Source organism: Streptomyces sp. NPDC048331, from assembly GCF_043201215.1.
GTDB lineage: Bacteria > Actinomycetota > Actinomycetes > Streptomycetales > Streptomycetaceae > Streptomyces.
In genome coordinates, this window is record NZ_JBICYT010000006.1 from 79,923 (window position 1) to 92,329 (window position 12,407).

Below are 12,407 nucleotides of genomic sequence, written 5' to 3' on the forward strand. Positions count from 1 at the left end.
CCGGGCGCTCCCCTACGCCTCCTGGCCCGAGAGATGGGCCAGGACCGCCAGGACCCGGCGGTTGCCCTCGGTGGCGTCCAGGTCGAGTTTCATGAAGATGCTGGACGCGTGCTTGACGACGGCGGCCTCGGTGATGAACAGCCGGCCCGCCAAGGCCTGGTTGTTGAGCCCCGAGGCCATCAGGGTCAGCACCTCACGCTCGCGCGGGGTCAGCCGGGCCAGCGGCCGGTCCGCGGACCGGTGGCTGAGCAGCACCCGCACCACCTCCGGGTCGATGACCGTACGGCCCTCGGCGACCTGCTGGAGCGCGTCGAGGAACTCGGCCACCTCGCCGACCCGGTCCTTGAGAAGGTAGCCCAGCCCGCCCCCCGAGGTGCCCGTGAGCAGCTGGGTGGCGTAGGCCGTGGCCACGTACTGCGACAGCACGAGCACGGGCAACGAGGGATCCTGGGCGCGGAGTTCGAGCGCGGCCCGCAGACCCTCGTCGCGGAAACCCGGCGGCATCCGCACATCGGTCACGACGACGTCCGGCCGCTGCGCCCCCACCGCCCGCACCAGCTCCTCCGCGCTCCCGACGGCGGCGAGGACCTGGTGCCCGCCACGGGTGAGGAGCTCCGTCAACCCGGCGCGCAACAGTACGGAGTCCTCGGCGAGGATCAGCCGGAGCACGGGACCTCCACCCGGAGTCGGGTCGGTCCGCCCACCGGACTGGACACCACCAGCCTGCCCTTCAACATCGCCACCCTGTCCGCCAGTCCTGCCAGGCCCGCTCCCGCGCCCGGATCGGCGCCGCCGCGACCGTCGTCGGTGACGGTGAGAGTGAGCCGGTCACCCTCGACCTTACCGACGACCGCGACGCGCGAAGCGCCGCTGTGCTTGGCCGCGTTGGTGAGGGCCTCGGTGACCGTGAAGTACGCCGTGATCTCCACCGATTCGGCCAGCCGGGGCACGTCCAGGTCCACGGTCACCGGCACGGGATGGCGCAGGGCCACCTCCGCGACGGCCGCCGCGAGCCCGTGATCGGTGAGCACCTGGGGGTGGATCCCCCGTACCAGGTCGCGCAGTTGCTCCAGCGCGACCTTGGCCTCGCCGCGGCCGCGGGCCACCAGGGCGGCGGCGCCGGCCGCCTGCGGGATGCCGCGCAGCTCCAGCTCGGCGAGGCCCAGGGTCATGCTGAGGGCCACCAGCTGCTGCTGCGCGCCGTCGTGCAGATCCCGCTCGATACGGCGCCGTTCGGCTTCGAAGGCGTCGACCAGGCGGACCCGGGAGCGGGTGAGCTCCAGGATCCGATCGGCCTCCACCCGCGGTCCGAGCAACAGGCGGGCGGCCTTCACCTGGGCCCCGGCGAGCAGGGCGCCCGCGTATGCCGCCACCGCCATCGCGACCAGTCCCACGGCCGTGCCGCCCAGGGCCTCCAGTGGCCCGGACACCGCCCGGCCGGGTATCAGCATCACCGTGTCCGGGGCGATGGCCCACACGATCACCGGGGTCGCCACAAGGATCAGGGAGAAAGCCAGCAGCGTCACCACGGCGAACCCGGCCGCCCCGAACACCGGCCCGAGCAGGGCCGCGTACGCGAACTCCCGCCAGGTGGCCCGCTCCCGCAGCCGCGTCCGCAACCAGGCGGCGGGCCCGGCCCCGGCCAGGGAGGTGTGCGGATCCGGCACGCGCGCGGGCTCCACGCACCGCAGCCGCCACCGCTCCAGTGCCCCCAGCGGCACCCCGGCGACGACGGCGCCCAGCAGGAGCAGCAGCCCGATCCCGACCAGCGCCAGCGCCACCCCGAGCCCGACGAGCAGGACGAGGACGACCAGTACGGGATAGCCGATGAGGAACCCGCTGCCCAGGTACGCCCAGCATCGCCAGGGCCACCACGAGCCCAGGAACCTCAGCGGCCGGCGCAGCGCGGCCAGGACGGCGATCGGGACGGCGTCGGCCGGTGGTTCGGGGAGGGGGGTCGAGTGGGACATGTCCGCCCAGCCTAGGCCGGCACCGGGTGTGTTCCGCAGGCCGGGGGATCGGCCGACGGGTCGTCACATCATCGCGCCCAGCGTCAGGAAGCCGCAGATCAGTACAAGGAGGATGGCCAGCAAGGGCCAGACGAAGCGCAGGTACTTGTCGTAGCCGACCTTGGCCAGGGCGACACCGCCGATGGTCACGGCCGAGGTGGGGACCCACAGGTTCATCCAGCCGCTCGCCGACTGCCAGGCCGTGACCACCAGCGCACGGGAGACGCCCGCGAAGTCGGCGAGCGGGGCCAGGATGGGCATGACGAGGGTGGCGTGGCCGGAGGTGGAGGGGATCAGGAAGGCGAGCGGGAGGTTGACCAGGAAGACGATCACCGCGAAGAGCGCGGACGAGGTGCCCTGCACCGCGCCCTCGATGGAGTGCAGGACGGTGTCGGTGATCCTCGAGTTGTTCATGATGACCGTGACCCCGCGCGCCAACATGATGACCAGGGCCGGAGAGATGAAGTCGGCGGCACCCTGGATGATCGTGGCGCTGATCCTCGCCTCGCCCATCCGTGCCACCAGTCCCACCAGCACCGCGGCGCACAGGAACAGCGCCGAGAGCTCCGGGAAGGACCAGCCCAGCTCCCAGGTGTACGGGGCCGCGTCCGCCTCGCCGGTGAGCGCGCCGGCCCAGGGGACCACCGAGAAGATCATGAAGCCGAAGACCACGGTGACCAGGACCAGCACCAGCTGGTGCAGCCGGGTCAGTGCCGGGGCCACTTCCTCGGCGCCGGTGGCCTTCTGCTCGCGGTCACCGGGGAGGAACCCGCACACGGACCTGGTCGGGTCCTTCTCGACGCGCTTCGCGTACCGGACGACGTAGAGGATGGTCACGGCCGTCAGGACCACCCACATCACGAAGCGCAGCGCGATGCCGTCGCCCAGCGAGATGTCGGCGGCCGCCGAGGCCACGCCCGTCGCGAACGGGTTCACGGTGGAGCACAGGACACCGATGCCCGCGCCCAGGATGGCCGTGCCGACGGCGACCATCCGGTCGTAGCCGAGGGCCAACATCATCGGCACCAGCAGACCGTAGAAGCCGAGGGTCTCCTCGGCGAAGCCCTCCACGGTGCCGAGGACGGAGAACACCAGCATCACGGCGGCGATCAGCAGGGCGCCGCGGTCGCGCAGCCGGTGGGCGAGGCGGGCGATCCCGCGGTCCAGGGCGCCGGTGGCGAAGACGACGGTGATGAACGCGCCGATGGCGAGGACGAAGAGGAAGACGCCGGCGCTGCCGTACAGCTCGCCGCTGAAGGTGGGGCCGACCTCGCCGGTCTTCGCGTCCCGGATGCCGTAGAGGCCGTTCACGGGGGCGAGGAAGAGGTCGTTCAGCCGGTCGACGAAGCTCTGGGTGTCCGGGACCCGGTGGTAGGTGCCGGAGATGGGGGCACCGTTGTCGTTGCGGTCGTACGTACCCGCCGGCACGAGGAAGGCCAGCAGCCACACTCCCACCGTGACCACGGCCAGGACGGTCAGCGCGCTCGGAAAGCCGAACCCTTTGCCGGCGGGCCCCTCGGGAGCCGGGGAGGGGACCGGATCGGCGGGGGTAGGGGGCGCCGGGGGTGTCGGGGGAGCCGTGCTCAACGGGTGCCTCGGCCGTTCGGTTCCGGTTCCATCCGCCACCATCCCTGAGAGGGTCCGCCGGCCGCCCGCCGCCGGTCGCCGGTCCGCTTCTCCGATCATGGAGCGGGGGAGCGGCCGGTGCCGAGGTGGGCTGCGCCTGCCGGGTGAACCGGGCGCGGGGCGCCGGTCAGCTCGCGGTGCGTACGAAGGTCCGCACCGCGGTGTCGAAGTAGCCGCGGGCCTCGTCGCCCTGGCGGACCGGCGAGGACACCCACACGTCGTACAGCCGGCCGTCCTCCTCCCAGCACAGGTCACGGGTGTGCCGGGGGCCCTCGGCCGAGGAGAAGCCGTCCCAGGTGAACAGCCACAGGGCGGCCTGCCGGCCGTTCCGCGTGGTGATCACGACCTCGGCGTCCCGGTAACCGGGGTTGGTCCCGGGCCCGTTGGCGTGGGCGCGCTGGTGGACGGCGAGCGGGCCGCCCGAAGCGGGCTCCGCCACCTTGATGCCGATGCGGAAGGTCTCACCGGGTGACATGTAGAAGATCCGTGGACCTTCCACCTTGCGGGTGAAGCCGAGGGGCACGGCGAGGGAGAAGCCCTCCGGGTCGGTGACCACGTGGTAGCCGGCGGGCGCGGGCTTGTCGTCGGACGAGGGGGAGACCGGGTCGGTCCGTTCGCCGGGGGTGGCGGAGGCGGCGGCGGACGGCAGGCCGGCCGCCCCGCTCGTGGACGTCCCCCCGCCGCGCTCGCCGTCGTTCATGAGCAGCGCGGCGGACACGCCCGCCCCGGCGATCGCGGCCACCAGCAGACCGGCGATCAGCGCGGCCCCCGGCCGCCGCTTCCCCGGTGCGCGTACGCTCCCGGGCACGGGGGCCGAGACGGGCGTCGGGCCGGACACCGGGGCCGTGCCGGGGTGCGTCGGGCCGTGCGGAACGGGAGCGTGCGGCACCGGAGCGTGCGGGACCGGCGTGAGCGGGGCGGGGTGCGGCGCGGCGGTCCGCGGGGCCGGGGTCCGCGGGGCGGGGTGCGGCGCGGCCGGGGCGGACCACGTCGGGGAGTACGGCGCCGCGGCCGCCTCCGCGCAGTCCCGCAGCATCTGCTCGGCCCGATCCGAGCCGAGTCGCCCGGCGGGATCGCGCTCCAGCAGTCCCCGTACCAGCGGCAGGAGCGGACCGCACGCCTCGGGCGGCCGGATCTCGTCGAAGACCACCGCGTGCAGGATCCCGCCGAGGGAGTCCCGCCGGAAGGGCGAGGTACCGCTGAGGGCCGCGCAGAGCAGCGCGCCCAGCGACCACAGATCGGCCTCGGGACCGGCCGGCGTCTGCCCCGACATCCGCTCGGGCGCGGTGTATTCGGGGGAACCGACGAAGGACCCGGTGGTGGTCAGCGTCGTGGCCCCCGACACCTGCGCGATACCGAAGTCGGTGAGCACCGGCCGCCCGCCCGGAGCCTCCAGAAGGACGTTCGCCGGCTTGATGTCGCGGTGCAGCACCCCGGCCGCGTGCGCGGTGCGCAGCGCGCCCACCAGCGCGATCCCGATCCGGGCCGCCTCGGCGACGTCCACGGGGCCGGTCCGGGAGAGCCGGTCGGCCAGGGAACCGCCCTCGACCAGTTCCATGACGATGTACGGGAGTTCGCCGTCCTCGACGATGTCGTGCACCACGATGATGTGGGGGTGCTTGAGCTGCGCGGCCGCCCGTGCCTCGCGGAGCGTGCGCTCACGCTGGTGCCGGGCCTCTTCCTCGGACAGCGCCGGGTCGAGCGCGACCTCCTTGACGGCGACGTTCCGGCCGAGCAACTGGTCGGTGGCGCGCCACACGATGCCCATGCCACCGCGTCCGAGCTTGGCGTCCAACCGGTAGCGCCCTGCGATCAGCCGGGCGTTCGCCCCCTCGGTCCCCATGGCGACATCATGCCGCATCCGCGATGAGCACCCGTTCGCGGCGTGTCGTAGCCGCCACTTGATCGTTTTTTCACGGGTAGCCCTTACTTCTGCTGCGGATTTCGGGAGGCGTGCGGTGACCGCTTGGCAGTACTTCGCCGGGGCGGGCCTGGTGGCGGCGCTCTGTCCGTTGCAGGGCCATGTGGCCGTCGCGGGCGAGGACGACGGCGACGGCTACGGTGCTCGCGTCGACCTGTGCGTGCCGGCGGGGCAGCCGGAGCGGCCGGTCTTCCGGCCGCCGTCCGGGCAGCCCTCGGTACGGGTGGTCGTGCCCGGAGCCGAGCGGCCGACCGTGCGTCACCCGGGGCGGCCCGCGCAGCCCACCAGACCCGTGCGGCCGGTCGAGCCCGCGCCGCCGAGCCCGCCGGGGGCGAAGGTGAAGCCTTCCGCGGAGGCCGAGGCCGGGGGGTCGGAGCCGCCGGAACCCGCGGCGGGTCCCGAGGAGCCGTCCGCGCCGGCGTCGGCCGACGCACCCGCCCCGCCCGCGGCCAGGGCCGCCGCCGCACGGGTGAGCGCCTTCCACGTGCGTCCGTACCGCTCGGTGGCCCTGGAGCGGCGCGGCCCGGGCGGGATGTCCACCGTGACGCTCATGGTCGTCGTCACCACCCCGGCCGTACTCGCCGCCGCCGCCCTGCGCCCCCGCTCCAAGAGCCGCGGCTGACCCCGTCGCCGCAGCTCCCCTTCGCCCCCTTCGTTCCCCTCACCCACTTCACCCACTTCACCCAGTTCATCCACCTCACCCACCTCACCCACCTCACCCAGTTCATCCACCGACCCACACCGGGAGAATCCACGTGTCCGAATGGCTGGTCCTGGCCATCGCCATGGCGCTCGTCTGCGCCCTCGTCCTCGCCATCACCGCGATCCGGCACCGCCGGGCCGCCGACGACGAGGACACCAGCGAAACCCCCGATGTCATCGAGTACATGACGATGATGGTGGGGGTGGTCTACGCGATCGTGCTGGGCCTGGCCATCGCGGGCGTCTGGGAGGCGCGCGGCGCCGCCGAGGACAGCGTGCGCCGTGAGGCCCAGGCCCTGTACGAGGTCACCCAGCGCGCCGACGTCTACCCGGCGGCCGTCCGCGACCGGATCCGGGGTGAGGTGGACGCGTACGTCTCCCACACCGTCGCCGTGGACTGGCCGCTGCTGACCTCCGGCGACGGCGCCTCGACCGAGGGCGCCGCGTTGCTCGGCAAGCTGCGCACCGACGTCACGCACCAGACCCCGGCCGACGAGCTCCAGGCGCAGGCCTACCAGCCGCTGCTGGACCACATCGCGGCCGCCGACGACGCCCGGCACTCGCGGACGCAGAGCTCCGAGTCCACCCTGCCGGGGGTGGTGTGGTTCGGGCTGCTGGTCGGCGGGCTGGTCACGGTCGGGCTGATCTTCACCCTGCAGATCCGCCGCTCCGGGCGGGAGCTGCTGCTCGCCGGACTGTTCAGCGCGCTGATCGTGTTCCTGCTCTTCATGGTGTGGAGCTTCGACGCGCCGTACGGGCGGGAGGGGATCGACTCGGCGGGGCCGTTCCAGGACCTGTTCCCGGCCACGGCGACGGCGGCGGTGGCCGCCCGCTGAGCGGCCACGGCGGCCGTCTCTTCACCGCTACACGCTCACCTCGCGCCGCCGGACCGCCTGCACCACCGGCGAGTGCCGCAGTGCCTGGGAGATACGTAGCAGGTCGCGCGGACCGTCGGCGGTGTCGACGACGGTCTCCTCGTCCTCTCCGATGATCTTTCCGTCGGGGTCGGCGGAGCGGGCCCGTACGGCGGCCGCGACCATCGCGGCCTCGGCGACGGCGCGGGCCGTCTCCTCGTCGGCCCCCTCGGCGACGGCGCTGTCGTAGGCGCCGTCGCGCAGCCCCTTGTCGAAGTACGGCCCGAGGTGCAGGAAGCCGTCGTGGATGTCCGACTCGCGTTGGATCACCCGCAGTTCCGCCGCCGACCACCAGGCCATCTGTACGGAGGGCGTGCCGCTGGGCGCGGAGATCTGCACCTCGTGCCAGAGCGGTCCGAGCCCGCGGTACGTGGCCCAACTCTCCCAGTGGTCCGACAGCCGCTGGCAGACGAGCGGGACCACGAAGCCCATCGCGCTGATCAGTGCCCCGAGGGAGGCGAGCGGCGGAGCGGCGTAGGTGCTGAGGCCGTCGAGGTCGTGACCGGTCCAACGGGCGCCGACCGCGGTCATCTTGGTGGCGTCGTAGGCGAGGTTGAAGATGTAGCCGATGACGATGATCACCAGGCCGATCCGCAGCCAGCCGCGGACCTGGAGCGACCAGCGCCAGCACAGGACCATCATCACCACCGCGGCCACGAAGTGGGCCAGCAGGTAGAGGGCGATCATGTGGCCGATGTAGGGCGTGTTCGCGTAGTAGGTGTCGAAGTCGCGCAGGCGCTCGACCGGGGTCTCCCCGAGGGCGAAGAGCACGACCAGGGCGGCGACCACCACGCTGTAGCCCAGGATCCAGCGGCGCGAAACACCTTGGGTCCGTTCGGCCGGTCCGCCCCGCCAGTTGACCATCAGGACCAGGCAGGAGGCGCTGAAAGCGGTGATCAGGCAGTAGACGAGGGGGGCCGAGACGTTGACGATCCCGGTCCAGCGGTTGACCGCCGCGATGGTGGGCGGGGCGGCGAAGGTGAACACCGCTCCGGCCAGGGTCAGCAGGGCGACCACCGACCGCAGGAGCGGGTCGCGCCAGTTGTGCCGCAGGGCCGGCAGCTTGAAGGCGAGTGAGACCGCCATCGCGGCCGCCGGTATGTAGTAGTCCTTGCCGTTCAACGCTCGTTCCTGTGCCCCCGGTAGCCCAGCGAAGCCTCGATCCGGCCCGCCAATTGATCGCGCTGGACCGGAGCGCGGTGGCTCGCCGATCCGGCCAGCCAGTTCCGACACCGACTACCCAGCAGTAAGCCGAAGGTTTCGGCCTCGGTCTCCTCCTGGACGTCGGCGCGGGTGCGCGCGGCGACGCGGCGTACGGTTTCGCCGATGTCGGCCTCGTCGGTCAGCAGCCGCGCGGCGACGGCGGCGCCGTCGACGTGGTGACTGCAGTGGCCGGCCTTCATGTGCCACAGCTCGTGGCCCAGGATCACCAGTTGGTGGTCCGGGGCGGTGCGTTCCTCGATGACCACGAGATCGCGGTCCGCCATGTCGAGCCACAGGCCGCTGGCCGTCCGTGGTGGGAACGAGGCCATCCGGAAGTCCACCCGGCGGCCGCGGTGTCTGCTCATGCCCTCGCAGAGGGCAGCGTAGAGGTCCACGGGCTCCACGGGGGCGGTGAGCCGGATCCCGGCCACCAACTCCCCGCACAACCGCCGCTGCTCTCTGCCTATGCTCACCGTTCTCCCCGTCGGCGCGGATCCGGATCAGGACTCAAGGATCAGACCCAGACTTTCGACTGGGTCAGGATTCGTTCGGTTTGACGCTTTCGAGGAGCATGTCCAGCCATTCGGTCACCTTGTCCCGGTGCTTGTCGCTGGGCAGTTGGGCCGCGCGCCAGGCGATGCCCCGTACACCGTGGTTCTGGAGGAGTCTTGCCAGCGGATCGCCCGCCGATGCGGCCGAGGCCGGTACGGTTTCCCGCGCCCGCCCCGCGAAGTCCTGGAGCAACTGTTGCTCCGTCCGCTGGAGCGCGTCGGTGAGGGCGTCGGCGTCGTGCGCCGTGAGGAACCCGGCGTGCACGCCGAAGAACCGCTGGATCGCGTCGCAATGTTCCATGGTGGGGCGCCGGTCGCCGTTGATCAGTGCTCCGGCCTGCTGCCGCGACATGCCGGCGCCGTCCGCGATCTCCTGCTGGGTGTAGCGGCGCCCGTTCGGCTTGACACGTGTCCGCCGCAGCAGGTCGAGGCGCTGGAGGAAACGGGTCTGCAGATCGGGTTCGCCGGCCGGCCTGCCGTCGAGCAGGGTCCTGACCACGTCCGTGGGTACGCCGGAGGCCTCGGAGAGACGCCGCAGGTCGAAGACCTGGTTGCGGTCGCGGCCCATCTTGCCCGCGAGTTCGGCGACACGCGTGATGGTGGCTGCCAGGGGTGCGTCGGCCACCGCGACGGGAGCCGGGAAGCCGTCTGTCACCAGTGGTTCTCCTAGATCGCGCGAAGTCGGTATGGGCACATGGTCGGCTTCTGGAATCTAGCCGCTCTCGCCCAGAAGGGCTAGAACGTGCCACAGCTGTGGCGGGAATGAGCTGTCAAGAGGCTGGAATTGCCACAATAGTTGACACTCGAATGAAGTCGGTAGCAGGATCGCCACACGGAAATGAAGATCCAGACCGGAGGAGGGGGAGCTCTCAGTGCCACATCTCGCAGCGGTGGGCCCGTCCGATGGACTCGCCCGAGCCGTTGAAGAGCGCTTGACGGGCGAGGAACCCGCCCGCGGCGCCGTGCGGTCGGAGCGACGCAAGGAGATTTTGCGCCAGCGCCGCGAGGAGCTGGGCCTGAGCCAGGAGGACCTCGCCGCTCGACTGCGCATCAGCGTGCGCGCGTACGGGAACTGGGAAAGAGGTCTGGTCAAGGAATGGACGGACCGCAAACTGCTCGCCCTGGCCGAGGCCTTGGAGATGAGCGAGCGGCAGTGTTTCTGGCTGTTCCGCGTCATGGTGGACCGCGACCCGCCGCCCACGTGGCGGGCCGCCGAGGAGAACCGGCTGCCCGACGACCCGGCGCAGCGTGACTACCTGTGCGACTACGCGGCCCTCATGGAGTCCGTGCCGTACCCGAGCTTCCTGGTGGACCACCGCTGGGACGTGGCTCTGACCAACTCGGCCTTCGACCAGCTCTTCCGGTCCGTGAGACCGCACCCGACGGCCCTGCCGGACGACAACTTCCTGCGCTTTGTGCTGTTCCACCCGGACGCGGCCGCCGTACTGGAGGACCACGAACCGGCCTGGTGCGTACCGCTGCTGGCCCAGTTCGCGACCGCGCTGGCCGGCGACCCCGAGGACGAGGGGCTGCGCAGCATCCGCCAGGAGGTGGCCCGTGACCCGTTCATGGAAGCGGCCTACCGGTACGGCGTGCCGCACTGGCTGAGCACCCACGGGACCGACGCCGCCGAGCTCGACGGGGCGGTGCGCACCGTGCGCCACCCCGACCCGAGGTGGGGGCTGGTGCGGTGCCGGATGGTGGCCGAGACCAGTCGGATGCTGGGCGAGATGGGGCTGACCCGGATCACCCTGATCCTGTCGACGCCCACGGGCGCACCGAGCGGCCCCGTCCGCGGCGGCGGCTTCACGCAGCAGCAGGGCGCCAGGCTGCGCGCCGTGCCGTCGCCGGTGGAGTGACCGATCGGGGCAGACTGGTGCCCGTAGGTGTGCGCCGTGGCTTCCGTGCCACCGGTCGGGCCATCCGCCATGTCGCCGATCGTGGCATCGGGTCGGGCGGCGGCCGGCACGGCGGCGGCGCCGGCGTCGGGATCTGCACGGGTGAGAGGCGGTAGGGGCATGCGGTTGACGATCCTCGGTGGGGGCGGCTTCCGGGTCCCGCTCGTCCACGGAGCACTGCTCGGCGACCACGTCGAGGGCCGGGTGACCCATGTGACGCTCTACGACGAGGACCCGGTGCGGCTCATCGCCATGGCCCGGGTGCTCCGAGACCAGGCCGCGGCCGCGTCGGCGGCCGACCCGGCGGTGCACGCCCCGACCCTGACCGTCACCGAAGACCTCGACGAGGCCCTGCGTGGGGCCGATTTCGTCTTCTCCGCGATCCGCGTCGGTGGCTTGGAAGGGCGCGCCGCGGACGAGCGGATCGCCCTCGCCGAGGGGGTCCTCGGCCAGGAGACGGTGGGCGCGGGCGGGATCGCCTACGGCCTGCGCACCGTGCCGGTGGCGCGCGAGATCGCCCGCAGGATCGCCCGCCGCGCCCCCGCCGCGTGGGTCATCAACTTCACCAACCCGGCCGGGCTGGTCACCGAGGCCATGGCCGAGGAGCTCGGCGAGCGGGTGATCGGCATCTGCGATTCCCCCGTGGGCCTCGGCCGGCGCATCGCCCGGCTGCTCGGCGCCCGCCCGCAGGACGCCTGGATCGACTACGTCGGCCTCAACCACCTGGGCTGGGTACGCGGGCTGCGCATCGGCGGTCGCGACGAGCTGCCCCGGCTGCTGGCCGACACCGAGGCCCTGGAGTCCTTCGAGGAGGGCCGGCTCTTCGGGGCGGCATGGCTGCGCTCGCTCGGCGCGATCCCCAACGAGTACCTGCACTACTACTACTTCAACCGGGACACGGTACGGGCGTACCAGGAGGCGAAGCAGACCCGCGGGGCCTTCCTGCGCGACCAGCAGCGCGGCTTCTACGCCGAGGCCGGCCGGGCCGAGGCCCCGGCCGGGGCGGCGCTGGCCGCCTGGGACCGTACCCGGGCCGAGCGCGAGGCCACGTACATGGCCGAGAACCGTGAGGCGGCGGGTGCCCCGGAGCGCGAGGAGAGCGACCTCGAATCCGGTGGTTACGAGAAGGTCGCGCTCGCGTTGATGCGGGCCATCGCCCGGGACGAGCGGGCCACACTGATCCTGAACGTCCGCAACGGCTCGACGCTGTCCGTCCTCGACGCCGAGGCCGTCATCGAGGTGCCCTGCCTGGTCGACGCGAACGGCGCCCACCCGGTGGGCGTCGCGCAGCTTCCCCTGCACGCGGTGGGGCTGGTGACGGCGGTCAAGGCCGTCGAACGGGAGATCCTGGCAGCGGCCGCGAGCGGTTCGCGGGCGGACGCGGTCAAGGCCTTCGCGCTCCATCCGCTCGTCGACTCGGTGGGCGTGGCCCGGCGGCTGCTGGACGGGTACGCGGCGGAGCACCCGGGCCTCGCCTACCTGCGCTGATCCGCCGCCCCGCCCTGGCGCGGGCGTCCCCCGTACGGCGCAGCGCCGCATGCGCCGCGGCGGGCGCGCTGTGACAGTGCGAGGGTGACCACTGC

11 protein-coding genes are annotated in these 12,407 nt (G+C 72.5%); 4 read left to right on the top strand and 7 right to left on the bottom strand.

The annotated features are described in order from the left end of the window. Positions 1-12: 12 nt before the first annotated feature. The 4 genes from ACGFYY_RS12150 to ACGFYY_RS12165 all read right to left on the bottom strand — a co-directional run bounded on the left by ACGFYY_RS12150 (position 13) and on the right by ACGFYY_RS12165 (position 5,478). On the bottom strand, positions 13-669 hold the full coding sequence (locus ACGFYY_RS12150) for a response regulator transcription factor (protein WP_393708664.1): 657 nt from the start codon (positions 667-669) through the stop codon (positions 13-15). Continuing rightward, positions 657-1,970 (bottom strand): sensor histidine kinase, encoded by a 1,314-nt coding sequence (locus ACGFYY_RS12155; protein ID WP_393708666.1) that lies wholly within the window; start codon positions 1,968-1,970, stop codon positions 657-659. The genes ACGFYY_RS12150 and ACGFYY_RS12155 overlap by 13 nt, the downstream gene beginning before the upstream one ends. Positions 1,971-2,033: 63 nt before the next feature. Beyond that, positions 2,034-3,638, bottom strand: a complete 1,605-nt coding sequence (locus ACGFYY_RS12160) for a YfcC family protein (RefSeq protein WP_393708668.1) — start codon at positions 3,636-3,638, stop codon at positions 2,034-2,036. 124 nt (positions 3,639-3,762) lie between these two features. After that, positions 3,763-5,478 (bottom strand): protein kinase, encoded by a 1,716-nt coding sequence (locus tag ACGFYY_RS12165; RefSeq protein WP_393708670.1) that lies wholly within the window; start codon positions 5,476-5,478, stop codon positions 3,763-3,765. Positions 5,479-5,593: 115 nt separating this feature from the next. Between ACGFYY_RS12165 and ACGFYY_RS12170 the strand changes: the two genes are divergently transcribed. Further along, positions 5,594-6,178, top strand: a complete 585-nt coding sequence (locus ACGFYY_RS12170; RefSeq protein WP_393708672.1) for a hypothetical protein — start codon at positions 5,594-5,596, stop codon at positions 6,176-6,178. Positions 6,179-6,311: 133 nt separating this feature from the next. Next, positions 6,312-7,094, top strand: coding sequence for a hypothetical protein (locus ACGFYY_RS12175; RefSeq protein ID WP_365268447.1), 783 nt, complete (start codon positions 6,312-6,314; stop codon positions 7,092-7,094). Positions 7,095-7,121: 27 nt separating this feature from the next. Here ACGFYY_RS12175 and ACGFYY_RS12180 read toward each other — a convergent pair whose 3' ends face one another. From ACGFYY_RS12180 to ACGFYY_RS12190, 3 genes are all read right to left on the bottom strand, one after another. Further along, the gene (locus tag ACGFYY_RS12180) at positions 7,122-8,294 is read right to left on the bottom strand and encodes an MAB_1171c family putative transporter (protein WP_393708675.1); all 1,173 of its coding nucleotides are present in this window, start codon (positions 8,292-8,294) and stop codon (positions 7,122-7,124) included. Continuing rightward, the gene (locus tag ACGFYY_RS12185) at positions 8,291-8,848 is read right to left on the bottom strand and encodes a hypothetical protein (RefSeq protein WP_030728780.1); all 558 of its coding nucleotides are present in this window, start codon (positions 8,846-8,848) and stop codon (positions 8,291-8,293) included. The genes ACGFYY_RS12180 and ACGFYY_RS12185 overlap by 4 nt, the downstream gene beginning before the upstream one ends. A 64-nt stretch (positions 8,849-8,912) precedes the next feature. Continuing rightward, positions 8,913-9,581, bottom strand: coding sequence for a helix-turn-helix transcriptional regulator (locus ACGFYY_RS12190; RefSeq protein WP_030728783.1), 669 nt, complete (start codon positions 9,579-9,581; stop codon positions 8,913-8,915). 334 nt (positions 9,582-9,915) lie between these two features. On the opposite strand from ACGFYY_RS12190, the gene ACGFYY_RS12195 reads away from it, so the two are divergent. Both ACGFYY_RS12195 and ACGFYY_RS12200 read left to right on the top strand, forming a co-directional pair. After that, positions 9,916-10,785: a helix-turn-helix domain-containing protein gene (locus tag ACGFYY_RS12195; RefSeq protein ID WP_033220045.1), complete on the top strand. Its 870-nt coding sequence runs from the start codon at positions 9,916-9,918 to the stop codon at positions 10,783-10,785. Between the two features lie 159 nt (positions 10,786-10,944). Continuing rightward, positions 10,945-12,312, top strand: a complete 1,368-nt coding sequence (locus ACGFYY_RS12200) for a 6-phospho-beta-glucosidase (protein WP_393708678.1) — start codon at positions 10,945-10,947, stop codon at positions 12,310-12,312. Positions 12,313-12,407: the final 95 nt, after the last annotated feature.